Source organism: Gemmatimonadota bacterium (genome assembly GCA_026706345.1).
Classification (GTDB): Bacteria; JAAXHH01; JAAXHH01; order JAAXHH01; family JAAXHH01; genus JAAXHH01.
Genome location: JAPOYX010000211.1, coordinates 1 through 22,337, shown reverse-complemented (window position 1 = coordinate 22,337; position 22,337 = coordinate 1). Strand labels below are relative to the sequence as shown.

The window sequence follows — 22,337 nt, the reverse complement described above, 5'->3', positions numbered from 1 at the left end:
ACGTTTTCGATAGAACGGAGTAAACGCCATGAATCTGTACTACCTGCAGTATTTCCTGGCTGTCGCGCGGCGCGAGAGTTTCTCGAAGGCGGCGCGGGACATGCACGTGACGCAGCCCACGGTGAGCAATGGAGTCCGGGAACTGGAAGAGACGCTGGGCGTCAAGCTGTTCAACCGGGGGAGCCGGCACGTTTCACTGACCATGGAGGGCAGGGCGCTCGTCAACTACGCCGTGCGCATCCAGGATCTCGCCGAGGAGGCGGAGAACCGCCTGGCAAGCGGGGACGTCCTGCCGGGCGAAGGATTCACCTTCGGCGCCACGGACGCCGCGGTGACCTACCTGCTTACCGACATCCTCAAGCGCTACGTGGAAAGGTATCCGGAACTGGAACTGTCCGTGCACGTATCGCCCTCCCAGTACCTGGTGGAGGAGCTCCTGGCCAACCGGTCGGAGTTCGCCCTGATCACCCTGCCCTATACGCACCCCCGGATCGAGACCATGTCCATCTACCACGACTCCATGCCGCTCGTGGTCGGCGGTGGCCATCCTTTCGCCGGCCGGGCGCAGGTCGCGCTGACGGAGGTGGCGGAGCAGCCGCTGATCCTCTTCCACGAGGACTCCGTGTCGCGGCGGATCGTGGACGAACGATTCACCGAGGTGGGCGTGTCGCCGCGCGTCGTCATGGAAATGCGCAGTCCGGAGGCCATGCGGAAACTCGTGGAGGCTGGCGTGGGGATTTCCTTCCTGCCTTCGTTGACGGTCCGTGAGTCCATCGCGACCGGTACGCTCAGAGAGATTGACGTCGAGGACGTCGCGTTCAGCCGCGATATCGGCGTGGCCTGGCGCCGCGGCCGGTACTTCAGCCCCGCGCTGGAGGTGCTGCTGGAGGATATCGTCGAAAGTTACGGCGAGGGTGAGGCCTGGGCGGAACGACAGAAAAGAGAAGGGGAACGGGATTAGTTGCCGGTGAGATGCCGTTGGCGTGTTACCGCTGGTGGGAAGCGGCTGTCGTTCAGTCGTAGGCGTTCAGTTCCGCGTCGATACGGTTTCTGTGCCGGGCGTCTACCGATGAATCGGCTGCACCCATTGCTTCGTCGCGGCTCAGCCGTCCGGTCCGCCACCGGCGCAGCGTGATGAAGATGATCCCGCCGCCGACGAGGAACATGAGCGGCGTGAAAAGATAGGCCAGACGGTTGAACCCGGCATTGGGCGGAGAGGAAAGGATGCGTTCTCCGTACATGGCCTTGTAATGATCGAGGATCTCTTCTTGCGTCTGCCCGTTGGCGAGCATTTCCCGAAGATCCTCTTTCATCCGTTCCGCGGTACCCGAGTAGTGCTGGCTCAGCGGGGCGCGCCAGCAGCACGGCGCGATCAACAACTCCTCGACGGACGCGGCGATCTGTTCCCGGCCTTCGTCCACGACAGCTTCAACTTGCGCAACGGCCGTGTCGGGGGTTGCCAGAAACACCAGTACCGGAAGTATGAAGAAGAGTGCGGTGCGTCGCATGGATCCTGTCAGGCTGGCTGTGGGTTGAGGCCGCATGCGTTTATCACAATAAGTATACGCGATTTGGCTCGACTGTCAATAAAACTCTCCATATCAGCTTACGGAATCAGCTAACGGAAGCCCGCCCTTTCCTGGAAGCAGATCTGTCCTGCTTCAACTCGTTGACATCCGTGCTTAGCCCCTCGATATGGAAATTCATTACTTCATTTCTTGCTGTCCATTTCGTCCACCCGTCCTTCCGTGGCCGTCATCCTCTCGTCCAGTCTGCCCTGTTGAATCTCGACAGAAGACATACGTTCCTCCAGCCGGTCAAACTGCCGGTCAACGGCATCGAACCGCCTGTCTACTTCGTCGAACCGTCTGTCCACCGCTTTGAATTTCTCGTCCATCCGGTCGAGTATTCTGGATTCTATCTCAAGCATTTCGGCCTTTATTTCCCGCCTGCTCCCCTTGGCCTCACGCCAGAAGAAGATAAAGGCCGTCATCAATAAGGCTGGCTGGATCCAGATCGATAGGGATTCCACTTCCATGCTCCTTTCAAATGATCCGATACTATAGTGATTATATCTGGATTAGTGGAAATGTCGGCCACGATTCTCGTTTTTTATTTTATATTCTTGACCTTACCGCTACAGCGCTCCTATTCTGTGGCGAATTTCGCGGGCCGCGCAACTGCCTGTCCGGCCACTCTACGGCATCGGCCTGAACGGATCCATGCGTGGAGATACCGGGCCGGTGCGACATTCGGCGCTCTGCACCGGTATTGAAGGCTCAAAAGAATCCAGGAAAGGCCAACGGAGCAACCCAACATGCTGTCACGGGGCGAAGTCAACCGATCGCTTCGATCTTTTATCGTCGTGAGAGGACTCTGGGGCGCCTGGGGCTCGATGGTCGGCACGAATACGGCCGTCTTCGCGGGCTTCGTGCTGTCTCTCGGCGCGGACGCTTCGGACATCGCCTTCTATTCCGCGATCGCTTCGATTCTCGCCCCGGTGCAGATCATTTCATCCCTCTTCAGCAAGACCATCGAGAACAAGAAACGCTGGGTCGTCTGGAACGGCGTGCTGGAAGCGTTGTTCCGGGGACTCATGATCTCGATCCCCTTCCTCTTCGTGGAATCGCTGCACCAACGGATGCTGCTCATCTTCCTGGTGGCCGGGCTGACCGCGGGATACATCTACACGCCGTTCTACTCGAGCTGGGTCGCCGGCACCGTCCCGGAAAACATCCGCGCCCGGTTCACGAGCCGGCAGACCATCGTCCACAGTCTCGTGGGCGCGTCGGTGGGCGTCATGACGGGCCGCTTCGTGGACTGGTTTCCCGACGATGAGAAACTCGTGGCTTTCGCGGTGGTATTCGTCGTGGGGACCGTCTGCGGCGCCGCCGGACCCCTGTTTCTCAGGCGCACGCCCTACCCGTTGCGCGCCGCCGAGACCGAGACCCGAAATCCCCTGCGCCACTTGCTGCAGCCCTTTCGCGACGGGAACTTCCGCCGGCTGGTCATGTTCTACTCTTCCTGGCAGTTCGCCCTGGGACTCTCCGGTCCGCTCTTCAGCGTGTTCATGCTCGACCGCCTGGGATTCGGCTATACCGCCATCTCCCTGCTGAGCGCCCTGGGCACGCTCGCCACCATTGCCGGGTACCGCGCGTGGAGCGTGATCATCGACCGTTTCGGCAGCAAGCCGGTCCTCCAGATCCTCATCATCCCCGGCGCGCTGAACGCCTTCCTCTGGGGCCTGTGCCAGCCCGGCAACCATGCCATGGTCGCCGTCGCCATGCTTCTTTCCGGCCTGATCATGGGCGGTATCAACCTGGCCGTCACGCCCCTGCAGTACGCGCTGCTCCCGAAGGAGAACCAGGACGAGCGGGTCGCCTACATGGCCTCGTGGTCCACGACGATCAACCTGCTCTACGCCACCGGGCCGCTCCTGGGAGGCATCCTGGTGGCCTCGCTTGCCAACGTCCGCTTCACCGTGGGCGGGTTTCTCATCCAGGACATCAATCTCCTGTTCTTCCTGAGTGGGATCATGCGTTTCGTGCCGCTGTTCCTGCTCCGGCCGGTGCGGGACGCCCGCTCCATCTCGTCCCAGCAGCTCCTGTCGAACATGTTCCGCGGCAACCTGCTGAGCTATACCTTCAACTATATCGTATTCAACGTGGCCACGGCCGAAGACCGGCGCGCGCGGGCGGCATACAGACTGGGGCGGTCCCGCAACCCCATGGCCATCGACCACCTCGTCCAGGCCCTGTCCGATGCCAGTTCCAAGGTGCGCCGGCAGGCCGCGCGGGCGCTGGGGGAGACCGGGTCGGAAGTGGCGGTGGACACCCTCATCAGGGAACTCGAAAGCCCCTCGTCCGATATTCGCAGCGAGGCGGCCGAAGCCCTGGGCAGGCTGAAGCACGCCCGGGCGGTGGACGCCCTCGTGGAGGCCCTGGAAGACGAAGATCCCAGGGTGCGGATCAGCGCCATTTCCGGACTGGGACAGATGGAGGGCGACGACGTGCAGGAACTGCTCTTCTGGCATTTCTCCAACAACGTCGACCCGCTGATCTTTCCGACGCTCGTAGAGGCCCTGAGCCACCGGGAGGACTACCGCATCATCAAGCCGACCTTCGACCGCCTGGGTTCGATTACCTCGCCCGCGGTGCGGCTCCAGCTGCTCAACAACATCTGCCGGACGCTGGGGGCCGGCGACCGCTTCTACAAACTGCTCTCCATGGAGGAAAACGAGCGCTACGGCGAACTCGAGGGCATGATCAAGCGGACCGTCTCCCGGTTTACCGATTCGAAGGCCGTTCCCGAGGACACCCGCCGGGGTGTTGAAAGTCTCTTCGCCCTGTTCATCCAGGCCTATGAACGAAACGACCTGGAGACCATGATGGAACAGGCCCGCATGTTGTCGGCCCTGATCCGAGACGCCCATCCCGTTGTCGAGCAGAGTCCCTACGACACCCTTTCGGTTTATCTGATCATCATGACCATGAACCACTTCATCGACAGCGATGCCCACCGGGATCTGCCTGGCGCACAAGAGATTTTCCTGGCGGTGTGCATGCGGCGGATCGCCACGCTGGTGACCTGACAGAGGCCATTCATGAACGCTCCTAACGAGCAATTCAACCTGGGCATCGCCGGGGCGTGCGGCCGGGGCATGAGTTTCCGCGCCGCCTGCGACGCCCTGCCCCGGGTCCGCGTCCACGCCGTGTGCGACATCGACGCCGACGCATTGCCCGCCACCGCGGAACTGCTGGGCGCTTCGGAACAGTACACCGATTACGGCGAGATGCTGGAGCGGTCCGATCTGGACGGCGTGATCATCGCCACGCCCATGCCCCTCCACGCGCCGCAGGCCATTGCCGCGCTGGCCCGGGGGCTGCACGTGTTCAGCGAGGTGCCGGCGGCCGTTTCGATCGAGGAGTGCCGGGGGATCGTCCGGGCGGCCAGGGCTTCCGGCCGTGTATACATGATGGGCGAAAACTACACCTACATCCGGGAGAATGTGCTGGTGAAGATGCTTGTGAAGGCGGGACATTTCGGCACGCCCTACTACGCCGAGGGCGAATACCTTCACGAGCTCAAGGGGTACGACGAGCACCGCCTCGCGGCCCGGGGACTGCCGCCCGAACAGGTCTGGCGCCGCCACTGGCAGTCCGGCATCGACGGCATTACCTACGGGACGCACAGCCTGGGACCCATCCTCCAGTGGTTCGACGACCGGGTCGCCTACGTCACCTGCCACGGCAGCGGCCACCACTACTTCGACGCGGAAGGCAAGCCTTACGCCCAGGACACCAGCGTCATGCTCTGCAAGATGGCGGGCGGCGGCCTGGCCAAGATCCGGATGGACCTCACCTCCGACCGGCCCCACGCATTGACCAACTACCAGCTCCAGGGGACCGACGGCTGCTACGAGTCGGCCCGGGGCCGGGGACAGCCCTGCCGCATCTGGCTCAAGTCCCGGTGCGCGGGCGAAAACACGTGGATGGATTTGCGCGAGCTGGAGGAAGAGTTCCTGCCTGACTGGATGCGGGCAGCGGCCGCGAAAGGCGCCGGGCACGGCGGGAGCGACTACCACGAACTGGTCGAATTCATCGAAGCCGCGGAAGGCCGGCGCAAGCCGTCCATCGGCCTGCACGAAGCCATGGACATGACCCTGCCCGGCCTCGTCAGCCAGCAGTCCATTGCCGAAAACGGCAGTTCCCTGGCTGTTCCGGATTCCAGGGACTGGTAGGCGGGAACCCGCGACGTTGGACGACGGTTGGTAGCCACGGCGGCGGATGGAAACTGCCGGCCTGTTCCGGGCTCGTAAGGATTCCTAAGCGGAATACGCTGTACGCTGCAGGCGCGGACGGCTATACTTTGACTACACTTCGGTCCGCTCGCGTTTCACAAACCGAGGAGCATGATCCATGGCCCGTCCCGGCAGTCCGATCGAAGACATCGACACACCCGCCCTCGTGATCGACCTGGACCTGATGGAAGGCAACATCGCCCGCATGGCCGGGTTCTTCGCCGACAAGGACGCCTATCTGCGGCCCCACACCAAGACGCACAAGACGCCGGTCCTGGCCCATCGGCAGATCGAGGCCGGCGCACGGGGCGTCACCTGCGCCAAGCTGGGCGAGGCCGAGGTCATGGCGGCGGCGGGCATTCGCGACATCCTCGTCGCCAACCAGGTCGTGGGACGCGTCAAGATAGACCGTCTGGTCGCCCTCGCGCGCCATTCGGACGTCATCGTCGCCTCGGACCATGAAGAAAACGTCCGGGCGATCTCCGACGCGGCGCTGGCCGCCGGCACCCGGGTGAACATGATCATCGAGGTCGACGTGGGCATGGAGCGCTGCGGCGTGCCGCCCGGAGAACCCGCGTGGCGACTCGCCCAGGCCATCGACCGGCATCCCGGCGTCGTCTTCCGCGGGGTGATGGGCTACGAGGGCCACATCATCGGCAACCCGAACGACGAGGAGCGCTACGCCGGGTGCCGGGAGTCCATGACGATGTTGACGCAGACGGCCGACTACATCCGCGAGCGGGGCCTGCCCGTGGACCTGGTCAGCGGCGGCGGAACGGGGACGTACAACGTCACCGGGACGTTCCCCGGCGTGAACGAAGTGCAGGCGGGGTCCTACATCCTGATGGACGGCACCTACCAGAAACGCATCCCCGAGTTCGACTGCGCCCTCACCATCTACGCCACCATCGTCAGCCGGCCCGGCGACGAACTCGCCGTCGCCGACGCGGGCCTGAAGACCATGACGAACGACATGGGACTGCAGACCGTCCGCGGCGTGGAAGGCGCGGCGATCCTCCGCCAGTCCGAGGAACACGTCAAGATCGAGCTGCCCGGCGCGTCCTGCACATTGCGGCCGGGCGACAAGTTCCACATCGTCCCGAGCCACTGCTGCACGACCATTAACCTCCACGACCGGTTCTACGGCGTGCGCGACGGCACGGTCGAATCCGTGTGGGATATCGCGGCGCGCGGGAAGCTGCAATAATCGAAAGTAATCAGCTATCCGCGACCGCTGCGAGCGACGCGCCGGTCCCGCGCTGCCGAGGCCGTTCGCGCCCGGAAATACACGAAGCAAGGAGCATCTATGGATCCCCGATACCTCGTAGCCAACGTCGACGAGATTCCCAGCCCATCCATGCTGGTCTACCGCGAGCGGCTCAGGGAGAACATCGACCGGACCCTGGCGATCGCCGGCGGACCGGAACGCCTTCGCCCCCACATCAAGACCCACAAGATGCGGACCGTCATCGAGATGCAGCGCGCGGTCGGGATCGACAAGTTCAAGTGCGCCACGATCTACGAGGCGCGGATGCTGGCGGAGATGGGCGTGGAGGACGTCTTCATCGCCTATCAGATGATCGGGCCCAACATCGTGCGGCTTGTCGACCTCGCCGGCCGTTTTCCCGGGACGACCTTCCGCAGCATGGTGGATGACCGGGGCGCGGCCGAGGCGTTATCGGCGGCAGCCACCGGCGCGGACGTGACCATAGACGTCCTGCTGGACTTCGACGTGGGCCAGCACCGCACCGGGATCGCGGCCGGTCCGGAGGCCCTGGAACTCTACGCGCTCTTGGAGCGCCTGCCCGGCATTACGCCTGGAGGCCTCCACGGCTACGACGGCCACAACCACCAGGAAGATCTGGACGAACGCAGACAGGCGTGTGGCGCCGCGCTGGACCAGGTGCGGGCCTTCCAGGCCCAGCTGGAGTCCCGGGGCCTGCCCGTGCCGCGGCGCGTCATGGGCGGTTCCATATCCTTCCCATGCTATGCCCCGGCCGAAGACGTGGAGCCCTCGCCCGGAACCTCGGTGTTCTGGGACTGGGGGTACAGCAGGCGCTTCCCCGACCTGCCCTTCCAAGCCGCGGCCCTGCTCCTCAGCCGCATCATCAGCGTCCCCGCCGCTACGCGGGTGACCCTCGACCTCGGCAACAAGTCCATCGCCTCGGACCCGGCCGGTCAGCGCGGCATCCCCTGGAACCTCCCCGGCGCCGAACCCGGGCTGCACAACGAGGAACACTGGATCATGGACTGCCCGGACAGTACCGGCCTGGCGGTCGGCGATCCCATCTACGTCTTCCCCACCCACGTTTGCCCCTGCTCCGCACTGCATCGCCAGGTGTACGTAATCGATGGCGACGGCCGCTGCCGGGAGCAGTGGACGGTCGACGCCCGGGACCGGGAATAGTGTTCAGTTTATCACGATTTCGGTCCGCCGCCGCCCGCGAAACCTCCTCCGAAGTCCCCTCGCAGTTATGTGACAAACGTGTTACGATTTTTCACTTTCCTATTGACGAAGTGACGTAAATACATTATCTTAAACTGTTCGCGCTTTCCGCGAAAACCGGGCCGCTTTCCATGGGAATCGTCCCGGTTGTATGGGTTGTTTCCAGGCACGTCGACAAGGCGCTTGCATGTCGTTTGAGCAGATACTCATCGAGCAGGACGGCGGTGTGGTCACGATCACGATCGACCATCCTCCCCTGAACGTGCTCAGCGCCCAGGTCGGACGTGAGCTCGGTGATGCGCTCGACCAGATAGACGGCGACCCGGACGCTTCCGTGATCGTGCTCACGGGTAGCGGCGACCGGGCCTTTGCCGCCGGAGCCGACATCCGTGAACTGCAGCGGCTGTCGGGTTCGGACGCCGAGGAAATGACCCATCGCTGGCATCGCCTCTTCCGGCGGATCGAAGGTTTCAGGCTGCCGGTCATTGCCGCCGTGAACGGGGTGGCGCTCGGAGGCGGATGCGAACTGGCCATGGCGTGCGATCTGCGTTACGCCTCGGAGAAAGCCCGGTTCGGCCAGCCGGAAATCAACCTCGGGCTGGTACCTGGATGGGGCGGCACGCAGCGGTTGCCGCGACTCATCGGCCGGGGACGGGCCCTCGAGTTGATGATGACGGGCGATATGTTCGATGCCGCCGAGGCCCATCGCCTCGGGCTCGTCAATCGCGTTACGGCGCCGGAGAAGTTGATGGATACGGTCGGGGAACTGGCCGGGCGCATGGCCGCCAAGGGCGGCGTGGCGCTGGCTTCCATCAAGACCTGCGTCAACGAAGGGCTGGACCAGGGGCTGGACGATGCCCTGGCGCTTGAAGCCCGAGAATTCGGAGCGGTGAGCTCTTCAGAGGACAAGGCGGAAGGCATCGCGGCGTTTCTCGAGAAACGTCCCGCGGCATTCCGGGGTCGCTGAGTCGAGGCGTGCGCACTCAGTAAGCGACCTGGATTTCATCGGTAACCATGGGCACGCGGCAGGAAGAGAGCGATCGTATGCAGCTACTGGGACCCACCGAGGGCGAATACATTCAGGTAACAGGCGAATTCGAAAAGCGTGAAGCCATCGAGTTCTGCGTTCAGGATCTGAACAGCAAGAACATGGAATTCGGCGTCTGCGAGCAGGACGGCAAGTTCTTCGTGGCCCGGGTCATCGTGCCGGACGAAGAGATCGATACCCGCTCCAAGATCGTCACGGTGCGCAGCGACCGGGTGGACATACACGGGAATCCGCGCGGGATCATCCGCAAGGGTGTCTACAACTTCGTGGAATGGTACGCGGACGGAGAAGTCACCGCCCAGGAAGCCGCCGTCTGAATCACGGGCCGGTCTGATCAGACCCGCCGGGACCCGCTCACCTTTCAGGGGCCTCAGGGGCTGCTCCGGCGAGTCAGCCTCCGTACAAAGACCTACCCGGCCCGGATGTGCCTGGACAGGCCTGTGCCTGACCGGGTCTCACGCATACAAAATGCCGTACCGAGTGTATCCCACTCGACGAAACCATGGAAGCTTCTGGTCAGCTTTCCATGGTTTTTTGATATTACCCGGTTTCCTTCGGCGAGAACACGACTTCCTCAAACACGACTTGACCCATGGCGCTCGTATCCTTCCATAAAGTCACGAAATACTACGGCGCGCAGTGTGTCCTGCAGGGCATCAGCTGGGGCATCGACCCCGGCCAGCACGTGGGCCTGATCGGTTCCAACGGGACCGGCAAGACGACCATGCTGCAGCTCATCACCGGCGACCTGTCGCCCGACGAGGGTGAGATCTCCCGCCGGCGGGATCTCCGGACCGGCTACCTGACCCAAGACGCGCACCTGACCGCCACCAACTCGGTCCTGGACGAGGCGCTGAGCAGCTTCGAGCGCATTCACGAACTGGAAAAGCAGCTGCGCGAGGCCGAAGCGGCGCTGGAGAAAGCGAAGGGCGACGCGGAGGAGACCGAGCGCCGGCTCGGGCAGTACGGCCGGCTGACGGAAGAGTTCGAACGGGCCGGCGGCTACACCTTCCCGCACTGGGCAAAGACCGTGCTCCACGGCCTGGGTTTCAGGGAGGAAGACTTGCCCCTGCCGGTCAACGTGCTCAGCGGCGGGCAGAAGACGCGCCTTCGTCTGGGCAAGCTGCTTCTGGGGGACGCGGACCTGCTGCTGCTGGACGAGCCGGAAAGCCACCTGGACGTGGCCGCGGCGGAGTGGCTGGAGGAGTACATCACCGACCACCCGGCGGCCATCCTGCTCGTTTCCCACGACCGCTACTTCCTTGACCGGACCGTGAACCGGATCGCCGAACTGGAAGACCTGGGGCTGCAGAACTTCCCGGGCAACTACACCCGGTCCATGGAGGTCAAGGCCGAACGCCTCAAGGCGCGGCAGCGCGAATACGATCAGCAGCAGGCCTTCATCAAGGAGCGGGAGGAGTTCATCCGCCGGACCATCGAAGGCGTCAAGACCAAGCAGGCCCAGGGAAGGCGGAGTCACCTGGCGCGCCTTGAGCGCCTCGAGAAGCCGCGGACGAGACACCGGTCGGCCTCTCTGAACTTCGGGACGATGAAGCGCAGCGGCCGGGACGTGCTCGCGCTCGATGACCTATCCAAGAGCTACGGCACGCGGACGCTGTTCTCGGAACTGCACTTCACCCAGCACCTGGGCGACCGCGTGGGCCTGATCGGGTACAACGGCGCGGGAAAGACCACGCTGCTCCGCATGATCGTGGGCCAGGAGACGCCTTCGTCCGGAAGCATCCGCCTGGGTACGGGCGTGGACATCGGCTACTACGACCAGGAACGGGCCAGCCTGACGGGAGAGCGGTCCGTGCTGAACGAACTCTGGTCGGTCAGGCCGGCCATGAACGAGGGAACCGTCCGCAATCTCCTCGGCCGGTTTCTGTTCCGTGGAGACGACGTCTTCAAGCAGGTAAACCTGCTGAGCGGAGGGGAGCAGGGACGCCTCGCGCTGGCCAAGCTGATCCTGGAGGAGCCGAACTTCCTGGTCCTCGACGAGCCGACCAACCACCTCGACATCCTCTCCAGGCAGGCCCTTGAGCAGGCCCTGGCCGACTACCCCGGCACGCTCATGGTGGCGTCCCACGACCGGTACTTCCTCGACCAGATGGTCGGCGCGCTGCTGATCTTCGAACAGGACGGCGTCCGCCATTGGGAAGGCACCTACTCGGAATACCGGGCCTATAAGGAGGAGCAGCGCCTCGCCGCCGCGCGGGCGAAGGAGAAGAAGCCGCGCCGCAAGGCCGGGGCGGCTGCCGGCGCCGGGACGACTGCCGGGGCGGCCGGGGCGGCCTACGATCCACGGAAGAAGGAACGCAAGGAGCAGCGGATGATGGCCGAGGCGCTGGAGGCGGCCATTCGGAAGAAGGAAGAAGAGATCGCCCGCCTCGAGGGCGACCTGGGCGAGGAAGGGACCTTCTCCGACCGGGAACAGGTCGAACGGGTCGGCAGCGCCTACGCACGCGCCCGGCAGGAGTTGGAGGACCTCTACCTGGAGTGGGAGGTCGTCGCCATGGAACTGGAAGACTAGGATCGGAGGGATCTTGTACGACGCCGTCATCATCGGGGCGGGACCGGCGGGACTCGCCGCGGCCTACGCCGCCAAGCAGGCCGGACTGAACTACGTGGTCGTGGAGCGCCAGTGCATCGTCCACACCATCTACCAGTTCCCCACGGGCCTGGTCTTCTACTCGACCCCGGAACTCATCTCGCTGGGCGACGTGCCCATGATCGTCCAGGGGCTCAAGCCCACCCGGGAAGAGGCGCTGAACTACTACCTGAAATTCGTCGAGTCCCAGGGACTCAAGGTGAACACCTACGAAGAGGTCACCCGCATCTCGGGCCAGGACGGCGACTTCGAGATCGAATCGGTCTCGCAGCGGGATGGGAACCGGCGCTACCGGACCCGGAAGGTCATCCTGGCCACCGGCGCCTTCGACAGCGCCAACCGGATCGGCGTACCCGGCGAGGAACTGCCCAAGGTCTTCCACTACTTCAAGGAGGGCCACCCCTACTTCGACCGGGACGTGCTCGTCGTGGGCGGCAAGAGTTCGGCCGTGGAGACGGCCCTGACCCTCTACCGCGCCGGCGCTCGGGTCACCATGTCCTATCGCCGCGGGGCGTTCCGGGGCATCAAGTACTGGGTCCTGCCCGACCTGGAGAACCGCATCGCCGAAGGATCGATCACGGCCATCATGAATTCCACGGTGAAGGAGATCCGGCAGACCGAGGTGGTCCTCGAAGTGGCGGGATCGGAGCGCGCGATCCCGAACGACTTCGTCTTCTGCATGACGGGCCATGGCCCCGACGTGCCCTTTCTGAGCGGCACGGGCGTCGAGGTCCAGCCCGAAGACACCATCCCGGTGCACGACCCCGACACCTTCGAATCCAACGTGCTCGGTATCTACATCATCGGCGTCATCACCGCCGGCAACGTGAGCAGCGACATCTTCATCGAAAATAGCCGCTTGCATGGACCGAAGGTGGTGGAGCATATTCTGGCGCAGGACGGGGTTAAGTAGTAACGTGGTGATCGGACCCAACGTTTAACGAAACCTGCACGAGATTTCTGCCCGATCTGAGATCAACATCATAAAGGTGAATTCATGAGTGAAACCAGTTCCTCCCCCAATCCCCTCGTCGGCGTGGTCATGGGCAGCAAGTCCGACTGGGACACCATGCGGAACGTCCGGGACGTACTCGAGCAGTTCGACGTGCCCCACGAATGCCGGATCGTCTCGGCCCACCGCACGCCCCTCTGGCTGGCCGAATATGCGGCCGAGGCCGAGGGACGGGGACTCGAAGTCATCATCGCGGGCGCAGGCGGTGCAGCCCATCTGCCCGGCATGATGGCGGCCCAGACGCTCCTGCCGGTCCTCGGCGTGCCCGTGGAAAGCAAGGCGCTCAAAGGCATGGACTCTCTGCTCTCCATCGTCCAGATGCCCCGCGGCATCCCCGTGGGCACCCTGGCCATCGGCCAGTCCGGCGCCGTGAACGCGGGCCTGCTCGCCGTGGCCATCCTGGCCAACTCGCGGCCGGACCTGCGGGAGAAACTGAGGCAGTACCGGGAGGATCAGACCGGGAAGGTCATGGGGGACGAGCTGACGTGAGCGGAACCAATGACTTGACCGGTACGCACGCTCCCGTTCTCCCCGGCTCGACCATCGGTATCCTCGGCAGCGGTCAGCTCGGCCGCATGATCGCCATCGCCGCCCGGCGCATGGGATACCGCATCCACACCCTCTCGCCTGAATCCGACTCGCCCACCGGTCACGTCGCCGACCGCGAAGTCGTGGCCGCCTACGACGACGTGGAAGCCGTGAAACGCTTCGCGGCAGACGTGGACGTCATCACCCTGGAGTTTGAGAACATATCGGCCGCCTGCGTCGACGCCGCATCGCCCATCGCACCGGTTCGCCCCAAAGGAAGCGTCCTCCACACGACGCAGAACCGCCTGAGAGAGAAGACTTTTTTGTTTTATCATGGGTTTCCGGTCGCGCCGTTTCGTCACGTCAAGTCGAGGGAGGAATTGGCAACGGCCGTCGAGGAAATCGGCACGCCCGCCGTGCTCAAGACGGCCGGATTCGGCTATGACGGAAAAGGTCAGGTGAAGATCGAAACGGCTGACGACGTGGACCGCGCGTGGACATCCATGGCGGGACAAGAAGCGGTCTTGGAAGCATTCATCGATTTCGAGCTGGAACTGTCGGTAGTAGCCGGGCGGGGGTTGGCCGGCGATTTCGCACACTACGGTGCCGTCGAGAACAAGCACAGCCGCCACATACTCGACGTCACGACCGCCCCGGCCGACGTGTCCGGCGCGGTAAACGTCACCGCCGTGAATCTCACGCGGAAGGTCTTCGAAGCTCTCGACGTCGTCGGGGTCGCCTGTGTCGAGTACTTCCTCGACCGGGACCTCATCATCAACGAGATCGCGCCCCGCGTCCACAACTCCGGCCACTTCACCTTCGACGCCTGCGTCACCAGCCAGTTCGAGCAGCAGGTCCGCGCCGTGTGCGGCCTGCCCCTCGGATCGACCGAACAGCCCCGTCCCGCGGCCATGGCCAACTTGCTGGGAGATCTGTGGGCGAATGGAGAGCCGGACTGGACGGCGGCTTTGAGCATTCCTGAGGTCAAGCTTCACCTGTACGGGAAACAGGAAGCCAGGCCAGGCCGAAAGATGGGGCACTTGACGGCGATGGCGGATACAAGGGAGCAGGCGGTGGAAAGGGTGGTGGAGGCGAGGAGGGGGTTGAAACATTAAACATGAGAGGCACGGTAGTTTCGCTCCTTAGACCGATTATCTTAGCTGGCTTGCGTTAAGCAGGGCCTAGAAGACACTGATAGTCGAGAATCCCGATCTTTTTAAAAACATCTACTGCCTTGCGTCGTTCCCTGCGGAGACTATTTGGATCGGGTATGCACGACCAGCACCGCAACAATTCAAGGTGGTTGTTGTCCAGATAGTGCTCACACGCTCCTGCAATAACGAGGGCGAGATACCAGTCATAGGGCTTGAGATCGAATTTAGTACATGAAGCAAGATATGTCTTCGCGTAGACGATTTCGCCGTTTTCGGTTAGATGGACTGGAAATTGGTCACAACGAGTGTATCCTTTTCCGGCCCCTTCGATTCGGTCAAGTTTACAAATTTCTGTTTTGGGAATTCTGAACAGTACACCTTGAGTTCGTTTACCAGGCTGCATTCGAAGTGTAGCTTTACCAGATTTATCTATGCTTGGTTTGCTGAATTCAATGATCCTGTCATTGGCGTATGCGCGCCTGGGTTCAGTAGGACTCAGACCGCGTTGCGTCAGCCGTTTGGTCAGCATATTCGAACCGTAAGCGAAGTAGTCAAACGTCATGGTTGGGCCCCGTTTCTTGGTGTTCATCATATTGGCTCGATCGGGATTCAGCCGGTAAAAAGAACACTTACAACATCCCCCGCAACGTCTCCACCGCCCAGTCCAGATACTCATCCTGGGTCAGATCTCCCTCGACCAGGTCCGGCCTGTGGCCGCCCCACTGCGTAGCCAAAACCAGCGTCTCGCCGATATCCCACAGCGTCCATGCATTCGCGAAAACCGGCAGACAGTCCAATTCCTGCTGAGTCAATGGACGTACCTGGTTATACCCTTCCAAGAAGCAACGCCAGATTTCGTCCGTCAAATGGTCGGGTACCGTCTCGATGATGTTGTACTTGAAGGTCGCCACGTCATACGCCCGCCAGCCGAACGCACACTGGTCAAAATCCAGGATGCAGTATCCGTTCTTGGGATGATACAGGATGTTGCCCACGTGCAGATCGGCGTGGATGAGACCGTAGATGTCCTTACCCTTGCCCAGTCCATTGATCTGCCGGCGCATGTGATCGGCGTAATCCTTGAAGAAAGACAGGTTCTCGCCGCGCCGCTCCTTGAGGATGGACTCCAGCGTCTGCAGCGGGCCGTCCAGCAGGTATTGCAGATCAAAGTGGTGACGACAGTAAGGTCTTGGAAACCGGTCCGCCCGCTGGTGAATCTCAGCTACCGCGGCTCCGAAAGAGATCACGACAGGTTCCTTCACTTCGGGATACCAGGTGACGTGCTCTTCGCCTTCGAAGAAGTGGAACAGTGCGCTGCAGGCCCCGTCACGCCAGGGCCCGGGAGGGCCGGTTTGACGGCCGGCTTGAGGGCCGGATTCAGCATCAAATATACTCAGCCGCTGTCCATCCAGCCTTTCCACCGGTTCAGGTACCGCCAGTTTGTGTTCTTTCAAGTATGCCAGCAAGTCAAGTTCGTACCGGTAGGCCTCGGGATTGCGGACGTAGAAGTCGTGGTCCGTATAGATCCGGTAGACGTACCGCTGTCCCTGCGAGGTAACGAGAAAGTTCCGGTTGGCCCCGGGCTCCAGTTCGCGAATATCGACGGGTGGAGCCAGGCCGTAATGATCCGCCAGGTATGCAGCGACGGCGGAGCAGGACTGCTCCGAAGATCCGGCAGATGGGGAAGAGTCAGCAGTATCGTTCATGATGGTACCCAATATGAGGGAGTGTCCTTGACCGTGACAACAGGTTTAAGTTCATTGCTTGAACTGCATCAACAGGAACACTGAATGCTGTGTAGTACAACCGCCGCCGCAGAGAGGAGCACCCATTGCCCAAACGACCCAATATCGTCGTCCTGATGTCCGACCAGCAGCGGCTTGACACGGTGAGTTGCTACGGGCTGAACGAGGTGTGCCGGACACCGCACATCGACGCCTTGGCCGCGCGGGGCGTGCGCTTCGACTCGGCGTTCACGCCGACGGCGATCTGCTCGCCGGCCCGCGCCTCCTTCTACACGGGCCTCTATCCGCACAATCACGGGGTCACGGCCAACGGCCTCTGCCTGCGCGAGGGCGTGCGCGGCATAAACCACTATCTGTTGGATGCAGGTTACCGCTGCGGGTACGCCGGCAAGTGGCACGTGGACCAGGAGACCGGTCCGACGGGTTACGGGTTCACCGGCAAGGACTTCATGGGCTACGGCTTTCCTGGGGGGAATCTGCTGCCCGGCCTGCAGTTCGGCGGCAGTCTAAGCAGCCACAATCATTACGCCGATTATCTCAAAGAACACGGCTTCGACCCGCCGCCCACGGTTTCGCACCGCTACGTCGGCACCAATCCCGCGAACCAGCGGCAGGAGATGTTCGCCCTGCACGAGGGGCCGGTCGAGTCGTGCATCGAGTATTATGTCGCGGAAGAATCCCTTCGCGTGCTCGACGAGGTGGCCGCCGGCGAGGAGCCCTTCTACCTGTGGGCCAATTTCTGGGGGCCGCACAGCCCCTCGCTGGTCCCCGAGCCGTACTTTTCCATGTACGATCCGAAGGCCATCCCCGAACACCCGGGGTACGCCGAGACTTTCGAGAAAAAGCCCTACCGCCAGCAACTGATCGAACACATGTGGGGGCTGGGCGATTACGGCTGGGAGGGATTCCAGGAAATCGCGGCGCGCTACTTCGGGCACTGCACGCTCATCGATGACATGGTGGGACGCGTCGTGGCGCACCTGGAGAAACTGGGCGTGCTTGACGACACCATCATCGTATATACGTCCGATCATGGAGACTGCCTCGGCGCGCACAAGCTGATCGAGAAGGGCGAGTTCATGTACGACGAGATCTACCGCATTCCTCTCGTCATCGCCCATCCCGAATGCGAGGCGCCCGGCACGGCCTGCGACGAGTTCGTCTACCTCCACGAGATCATGCAGTCGTCCCTCGACGCCGCGGGTCTCGAAGTGCCCGCCAATCTCGACGGCCAGTCCTTCCTGCCGGCCATCGAGGGACGCCCGTTCTCGAACGGCCGCGAGGAAGTCTACTGCGTGTTCGATCGTCACTTCACCGTCGCCAACCAGCGCATGGTCCGCACCCGCACCCACCAGTTCACCTTCAACTCCACCGATCCCGGCGAGCTTTACGATCTGCAGCGCGATCCCTGCCAGCTCGACAACGTGTACGGCGATCCGGCCTACGACGCCGTGTGCGAGGACCTGAAAGGGCGGATGGAACGCTGCATGGAGGAGCTGGGCGACCCGTTGCGCGGATGGTATGGGAAGGTTAAGGGCGTGTATTAGCGCAGGTGGTTTGGGAAGGTCAAGGGCGTGTACTGGCGCGCTACCGGAAAACCGCCATTCGATCATCTGGCCCGATGCTACTTGTAATAAACGGCGATATACGCATGAAACAAAGCCAGGATGGTCGTCACCGCAGCCAGAGTCACGTGAAGCGTACCCCATGAAGCCGTGTAGTAACGATTGTTGATCCTGATACCCAGCGGACTGGCTACGCCAACGAGCAGATTCCCCAGGAAGATCCAGCTGAGCACGGCCAGGTAGCCGAAGCCGGTCTCCACGCTGTGTATGTAGAAGAAGAGCGGGGCCGCTGCGCCCGTCCGCTGGTGCCATGAAAGCAGCGATCGAAGATTCCGGCGCTTAAGGCGGGCGTAAAAGAGCCACCACTGCCATCCCACGTAGGACAGCAGGCACAGACCGGTGACGTACTTGAATTCATCGATAGTCTGAAGTTGCGCAAGCCATTTCCAACGGAGGTCCAGGGCATCCTGTGCCAGGTACAGGAATACACCAGCCACTCCCGCCGCCCGCCACCGCCAGACCGAAGCTGGCAAGAGCCAGACGTGCCGGGACCGTTCGCGTCGGGGCCGTTCGCGTCGGGGCCGTTCGCGTCGGGGCCGTTCAGTCGACGACATCCTATTGGCCGTGCCATTGCGGCTGGCAACACGCAACGGTGCCTCCTGTTTTTCTCAATGGCCGGTTTCCGTTGGCCTGTCCAGGCCTTGGCCGGTTTCCGCTGGCCTGTCCAGGCCTTGTGCCTTCAGCAGAAGGGACACCGAGTTTGCCGAGGCCCGTTGCTCCACCCGGGAAAGGAAAGTGTCTACGGATGGCAGATAGTAGCCGTCGGCAGGCCATCGGTCACCCACTGGCGGCGGGTCGGCAAAGGTGGCCACCTTATCCAGGTAGTGTTGATACGCCTCGCGGATTCCATGGCGCAACGTGCCCAACAGCATGAGCGCCGTCGCCGCGCCGACCTCTCCCTCCGGGTAGGACCACGTGGTCGCCCCCATGATGTCGCCCACGCGCCAGTCTTTCTTTGGCGAGTCCGGATCTTCGTTATGGCATACCACACACGACTCGGTGATCGCCACATCCGAGAACATGGCGGTGTGGAAGCCTAACTCCGGGTCTGTGAAGAACTGGGGCTGGCCCGTTCGTTTCAATGCTGCGAAGTGATCCGTCTGTGGACCGATGAACAGGTTGGCATCGTTGATCGGACGGTCCGAGCCCAGGAAGAGATAGAGGGGCACCCGGGTGCGGCGCATGCTCTCGGCCAACTCGCGCAGAAACAGGGCCGGCAGGGGCCCGGCGTCCAGCCCCTCGTCATGCCAGTCCTTGTCGAAGCGCAGCCCCCGTTCCTGTCCGATCCTCACGATATCATTGGCCCAGATCTCGCGCGCTACGTCGTTCTCCGCCTCCAGCATGGTGAAAACGGTCCGGATGGGCACCGCCGGGCCGGCATCCTTGTTGCCGGCGCCGTCGGGAGGCGGTGCGTTGACGACGATGAGTACGACCATCACGGTGGCTGTCGCGACGATCGCGGCGACGGTTTTCACTATTCGGTCTTTCCTCTGCCTGGGGAGGACTCCACGTACTTCACCTCTCCGTACGGCGAAGGTCCACCACTGAAGTAATCCCAGACACGTGATTCGGGCAAGGCCTCTTCAAGGTTTACCGGGGTGGACCAGACGTAGTTGCCGTGGAAATCGTGACACCGCAAGCACGTGTTCCAACCGGCCTGCCGAACCAGCGCCTCATGGGTGGGGGTAATGGGATCCTCCTCCAGGCTGGTGTCCTGGTGGCAGTGGCTGCAGTATCCGATGGTAGCCTGCGTAATCCGCACCCCGCGATGTTCGTTGTGGCAACTGGCACACTCGTGTGGGGCCAGCGCCTGTCTTTGGTCGGCGAAGCGAGGTTCCAGGAACCGGGAGACGGGATGCCGGTCTTCCGGGCGCTCGTGGCAGTCAAGACAGGCGGCATTGTCCACATCCCGGGAGCCGAAGCCGATCGTGGATGCCCGCAGTCCGAGCCAGTAATGCACGTTCGCGCTGAACTGTTGTGCGGCGGTGCCTTCGACAGCCAGGTGGCAATCCTGACAGGCCAACTCCTCGTGGCCCGTGTTCATAGGTCCCTTGGCCACGAGGGCACTCCGGTCCGGGTAGACCAGAAAGCCTACCAGAAACAGACCAACTGCCGAGCCGATCACCATCCCGGTGACGCGCCATTGGGTCAGGAATCTCCTGCGAAGTGCAACTCTCGGTGGACTCGCCGCCGGGAGTTTCGCTGACGGGAGTTTCGCCAAGGTAAATCCCTCCACGCCTGCTCCGCCACCCGCTTAAGACGCTCCAACCGGCGATCGAGGTATATCCCGATTCCCTCGCCATCGCCCATTCGCGAGCAACGAATCGCGATACCGGAACTTAACCGCCAGCCATTTCCCGGGCCCATTCGCGGAGCGGCACATCGTCCTTGTCTTCCGACAGCCAGTACCGCGACGCGGGATGGAAATCCGGGTCCGGTCCCATCGCGTCGCCCTTCGGGGCGAGGGCGCCCAGCAACTGCCGCCGGACGGGCGAGCTTCTTTCGATGAGCCCGGGATCCTGCACGTCGAAATCGGTCGGCCGAAGCCAGCGGTAGTGGTATCCCACGTGTATGATCTTGCGCGTCTTCCGCGAGAGGTTGGGCCCGACGCAGTGCCACACCGCCGTGCGCCACAACACGGCCGAGCCGATGGGCAGCCTGAGCTCGACCGCCCCTTCCGGATCGGCCCCGTTCTCCCTTCCAAACAGTTCGGCGGGCCTGCGCCGGTGACTGCCCGGCACCAGCCACAGATTGCCGCAATCGGATTCGGTCATGTCGTAGAGCACGTAGAAGACCTTGACCTCCATGAACGGTAGGCGTCCATCGAGGGAGGGCGCCATGAACAGGTCATCGCTCGCCAGGTCGGGATGCCAGCCGACGTTGCGGTATCCCGCCTCGTGGTCTTCGCCCTTGCCGACGCCCGAAATGCGTCCCCTCAGGTCCTCGGGATAGGGCGGTCGGTAGTCCAGGTGCGTGGTGCGGATCTGGATGTTCCAGCCGATCGCATCCACCACCAGGGGCAGCACGCGCGGGTGATCGATGAGGTCGAGAAACGCCTCGTGATGCGCCAGGGCGTTGCGCACGGCATATGGATCATCGGGTCCCAAGTCCTTCTCCGCGCGGATCCGGTCCCCGACCTCGTCGATCGCCAAGAGCAGCCGATCGGTCTCGGTCTGATCAAAGAACTCCTCGAGAACGATAAAGCCCTGCTCTTCGAAGTCTTGGGTTTGTTGGGGCGTCATTGCGAGGGGCATGGGGGGTTCCTCTTACCTCGCTACTCACTGTCGATAGCGTTTATTCACCGTGCCAGCCACGTGCTGATGGATGGAACTCCTCACCGCGCCAGCCACGTGCTGAAACGCTCGTTCATCTCTTCGCCGTTGTCGCTCCACCATTCCCAGTCGTTGTGCAGTGCGCGCGCCGCGTTCTCCGGAGTCGTGGGCATGTGCGGTCTCATGTCCACGCCCGTCTCGGCGTGGGTCGAGATCAGGGGCATGGCGGAACGCCTCGTTGGACTATAAGCGATGTACCGGGCGAGGCCGGCCATGGACTCCGCCGTGGCGGCGAAGTCGAAAAACCGGAGCGCGGCTTCGAGGTTGCGCGTGCCTTCGACGATGCCGAACCCGCTCGTATCCAGGACCTGGCCGTCCCAGACGATGACGAAAGGCTGATCCTCCAGCACCTGGGCGTTGAAGATGCGCCCGTTGTAAGCCGTGGTCATCACGACCTCGCCGTCGGCCAGCAACTGCGGCGGCTGGGCCCCGGTCTCCCACCATACGATGTGTTCCTTGATGGTATCCAGCTTGCGGAAGGCCCGGGCGACCCCCGCCTCGGTGTCCAGCGTGGCGTACACATTATCCAGCGGCACACCGTCTGCCATCAGCGCGAATTCGAGATTGACCCGCGGGATTCGCCGCATGCCCCTGCGGCCCGGGAACTTTTCCAGGTCGAAGAAGTCGTTGACCATGGAGGGCTTCACGTCCCCGATGCGTTCGTCGTTGTACGCGATAACCGTCGAAAAGAAAAGGGTCGTCACGCCGCATTCCGAGGTCGTACCCTCAACGAAGTCATCCGCGGCCGGGGTGCCATCAGCGCCCGGAGACAGATCGTCGATGCTGATTGGAACGAGCAATCCTTCATCGCAACCCCGGACGAGTTCGGCCACATTCAAATCAACTACGTCCCAGTAGACGTTTCCCACGTCCACCTGCGCACGTATCTGCGCCAGCCCGCCGTTGTAGTCCTCGAAGTTGATCTTGATGCCCGTTTCCGCTTCGAACCGTTCGTGGTAGCCCTTTTCACAGGCGCGGGAGTAGGCGCCGCCGAAGCTGACGACGGTGATCGTCTGGTTTTGGGCCGATATCCGGC

21 protein-coding genes are annotated in these 22,337 nt (G+C 62.7%); 12 read left to right on the top strand and 9 right to left on the bottom strand.

Annotated features, from left to right (window positions below; translation table 11 throughout):
- The first annotated feature begins 28 nt into the window (after positions 1-28).
- Positions 29-961 carry a LysR family transcriptional regulator gene (locus OXG98_14440; GenBank protein ID MCY3773200.1) on the top strand — a complete coding sequence of 311 codons (933 nt, stop codon included), beginning with the start codon at positions 29-31 and terminating at the stop codon, positions 959-961.
- Between the two features lie 52 nt (positions 962-1,013).
- On the opposite strand, the gene OXG98_14435 is transcribed toward OXG98_14440, so the two are convergent.
- Both OXG98_14435 and OXG98_14430 read right to left on the bottom strand, forming a co-directional pair.
- Positions 1,014-1,508, bottom strand: coding sequence for a cytochrome c-type biogenesis protein CcmH (locus OXG98_14435; GenBank protein MCY3773199.1), 495 nt, complete (start codon positions 1,506-1,508; stop codon positions 1,014-1,016).
- Positions 1,509-1,711: 203 nt separating this feature from the next.
- Positions 1,712-2,032 (bottom strand): hypothetical protein, encoded by a 321-nt coding sequence (locus OXG98_14430; protein ID MCY3773198.1) that lies wholly within the window; start codon positions 2,030-2,032, stop codon positions 1,712-1,714.
- A gap of 285 nt (positions 2,033-2,317) precedes the next feature.
- Here OXG98_14430 and OXG98_14425 point away from each other — a divergent pair, with 285 nt between their 5' ends.
- The 10 genes from OXG98_14425 (at position 2,318) to OXG98_14380 (ending at position 14,560) form a co-directional block, all read left to right on the top strand.
- A complete protein-coding gene (locus OXG98_14425) occupies positions 2,318-4,591 on the top strand; it encodes an MFS transporter (GenBank protein ID MCY3773197.1) in 2,274 nt (757 codons plus the stop codon).
- Positions 4,592-4,603: 12 nt separating this feature from the next.
- Complete coding sequence (locus OXG98_14420) at positions 4,604-5,740, top strand: Gfo/Idh/MocA family oxidoreductase (GenBank protein MCY3773196.1); 1,137 nt, start codon at positions 4,604-4,606, stop codon at positions 5,738-5,740.
- Positions 5,741-5,918: 178 nt separating this feature from the next.
- Complete coding sequence (locus tag OXG98_14415; GenBank protein ID MCY3773195.1) at positions 5,919-7,007, top strand: DSD1 family PLP-dependent enzyme; 1,089 nt, start codon at positions 5,919-5,921, stop codon at positions 7,005-7,007.
- A 99-nt stretch (positions 7,008-7,106) separates the two neighbouring features.
- Complete coding sequence (locus tag OXG98_14410; protein ID MCY3773194.1) at positions 7,107-8,207, top strand: D-TA family PLP-dependent enzyme; 1,101 nt, start codon at positions 7,107-7,109, stop codon at positions 8,205-8,207.
- A gap of 226 nt (positions 8,208-8,433) precedes the next feature.
- Complete coding sequence (locus OXG98_14405) at positions 8,434-9,213, top strand: enoyl-CoA hydratase-related protein (protein ID MCY3773193.1); 780 nt, start codon at positions 8,434-8,436, stop codon at positions 9,211-9,213.
- 77 nt (positions 9,214-9,290) lie between these two features.
- Positions 9,291-9,611: a hypothetical protein gene (locus OXG98_14400; GenBank protein MCY3773192.1), complete on the top strand. Its 321-nt coding sequence runs from the start codon at positions 9,291-9,293 to the stop codon at positions 9,609-9,611.
- Positions 9,612-9,886: 275 nt separating this feature from the next.
- Complete coding sequence (locus tag OXG98_14395) at positions 9,887-11,827, top strand: ABC-F family ATP-binding cassette domain-containing protein (GenBank protein ID MCY3773191.1); 1,941 nt, start codon at positions 9,887-9,889, stop codon at positions 11,825-11,827.
- Positions 11,828-11,840: 13 nt separating this feature from the next.
- Positions 11,841-12,818 carry a YpdA family putative bacillithiol disulfide reductase gene (locus OXG98_14390; GenBank protein ID MCY3773190.1) on the top strand — a complete coding sequence of 326 codons (978 nt, stop codon included), beginning with the start codon at positions 11,841-11,843 and terminating at the stop codon, positions 12,816-12,818.
- 84 nt (positions 12,819-12,902) lie between these two features.
- Entirely contained in the window at positions 12,903-13,406 is a 504-nt protein-coding gene (gene purE, locus OXG98_14385) for a 5-(carboxyamino)imidazole ribonucleotide mutase (GenBank protein ID MCY3773189.1), read from the top strand.
- A complete protein-coding gene (locus OXG98_14380; GenBank protein MCY3773188.1) occupies positions 13,403-14,560 on the top strand; it encodes a 5-(carboxyamino)imidazole ribonucleotide synthase in 1,158 nt (385 codons plus the stop codon). Before purE ends, OXG98_14380 begins: the two co-directional genes overlap by 4 nt.
- Before the next feature lie 55 nt (positions 14,561-14,615).
- Here OXG98_14380 and OXG98_14375 read toward each other — a convergent pair whose 3' ends face one another.
- Together OXG98_14375 and OXG98_14370 are read right to left on the bottom strand one after the other, a co-directional pair.
- Positions 14,616-15,161 carry a gamma-glutamylcyclotransferase gene (locus tag OXG98_14375; protein MCY3773187.1) on the bottom strand — a complete coding sequence of 182 codons (546 nt, stop codon included), beginning with the start codon at positions 15,159-15,161 and terminating at the stop codon, positions 14,616-14,618.
- A 67-nt stretch (positions 15,162-15,228) separates the two neighbouring features.
- On the bottom strand, positions 15,229-16,305 hold the full coding sequence (locus tag OXG98_14370; protein MCY3773186.1) for a phosphotransferase: 1,077 nt from the start codon (positions 16,303-16,305) through the stop codon (positions 15,229-15,231).
- 125 nt (positions 16,306-16,430) lie between these two features.
- Here OXG98_14370 and OXG98_14365 point away from each other — a divergent pair, with 125 nt between their 5' ends.
- Positions 16,431-17,891, top strand: coding sequence for a sulfatase-like hydrolase/transferase (locus tag OXG98_14365; protein ID MCY3773185.1), 1,461 nt, complete (start codon positions 16,431-16,433; stop codon positions 17,889-17,891).
- Positions 17,892-17,968: 77 nt separating this feature from the next.
- Here OXG98_14365 and OXG98_14360 read toward each other — a convergent pair whose 3' ends face one another.
- The 5 genes from OXG98_14360 to OXG98_14340 all read right to left on the bottom strand — a co-directional run.
- The gene (locus tag OXG98_14360) at positions 17,969-18,406 is read right to left on the bottom strand and encodes a hypothetical protein (GenBank protein MCY3773184.1); all 438 of its coding nucleotides are present in this window, start codon (positions 18,404-18,406) and stop codon (positions 17,969-17,971) included.
- 171 nt (positions 18,407-18,577) lie between these two features.
- Positions 18,578-19,444, bottom strand: a complete 867-nt coding sequence (locus OXG98_14355; GenBank protein MCY3773183.1) for a DUF3365 domain-containing protein — start codon at positions 19,442-19,444, stop codon at positions 18,578-18,580.
- A complete protein-coding gene (locus OXG98_14350; GenBank protein MCY3773182.1) occupies positions 19,444-20,028 on the bottom strand; it encodes a cytochrome c3 family protein in 585 nt (194 codons plus the stop codon). The genes OXG98_14355 and OXG98_14350 overlap by 1 nt, the downstream gene beginning before the upstream one ends.
- A gap of 280 nt (positions 20,029-20,308) precedes the next feature.
- Positions 20,309-21,223, bottom strand: a complete 915-nt coding sequence (locus OXG98_14345) for a phytanoyl-CoA dioxygenase family protein (GenBank protein MCY3773181.1) — start codon at positions 21,221-21,223, stop codon at positions 20,309-20,311.
- A gap of 80 nt (positions 21,224-21,303) precedes the next feature.
- On the bottom strand, positions 21,304-22,337 hold a 1,034-nt coding region (locus OXG98_14340; GenBank protein MCY3773180.1), incomplete at its 5' end, for an ABC transporter substrate-binding protein.

Excerpts from the sequence above, each read along its gene's own strand:
- OXG98_14440 (MCY3773200.1), top strand. The coding sequence starts at position 29 with ATGAATCTGTACTACCTGCAGTATTTCCTGGCTGTCGCGCGGCGCGAG.
- OXG98_14435 (MCY3773199.1), bottom strand. The coding sequence starts at position 1,508 with ATGCGACGCACCGCACTCTTCTTCATACTTCCGGTACTGGTGTTTCTG.
- OXG98_14425 (MCY3773197.1), top strand. The coding sequence starts at position 2,318 with ATGCTGTCACGGGGCGAAGTCAACCGATCGCTTCGATCTTTTATCGTC.
- OXG98_14420 (MCY3773196.1), top strand. The coding sequence starts at position 4,604 with ATGAACGCTCCTAACGAGCAATTCAACCTGGGCATCGCCGGGGCGTGC.
- OXG98_14415 (MCY3773195.1), top strand. The coding sequence starts at position 5,919 with ATGGCCCGTCCCGGCAGTCCGATCGAAGACATCGACACACCCGCCCTC.
- OXG98_14410 (MCY3773194.1), top strand. The coding sequence starts at position 7,107 with ATGGATCCCCGATACCTCGTAGCCAACGTCGACGAGATTCCCAGCCCA.
- OXG98_14405 (MCY3773193.1), top strand. The coding sequence starts at position 8,434 with ATGTCGTTTGAGCAGATACTCATCGAGCAGGACGGCGGTGTGGTCACG.
- OXG98_14400 (MCY3773192.1), top strand. The coding sequence starts at position 9,291 with ATGCAGCTACTGGGACCCACCGAGGGCGAATACATTCAGGTAACAGGC.
- OXG98_14395 (MCY3773191.1), top strand. The coding sequence starts at position 9,887 with ATGGCGCTCGTATCCTTCCATAAAGTCACGAAATACTACGGCGCGCAG.
- purE (MCY3773189.1), top strand. The coding sequence starts at position 12,903 with ATGAGTGAAACCAGTTCCTCCCCCAATCCCCTCGTCGGCGTGGTCATG.
- OXG98_14375 (MCY3773187.1), bottom strand. The coding sequence starts at position 15,161 with ATGACGTTTGACTACTTCGCTTACGGTTCGAATATGCTGACCAAACGG.
- OXG98_14370 (MCY3773186.1), bottom strand. The coding sequence starts at position 16,305 with ATGAACGATACTGCTGACTCTTCCCCATCTGCCGGATCTTCGGAGCAG.
- OXG98_14345 (MCY3773181.1), bottom strand. The coding sequence starts at position 21,223 with ATGCCCCTCGCAATGACGCCCCAACAAACCCAAGACTTCGAAGAGCAG.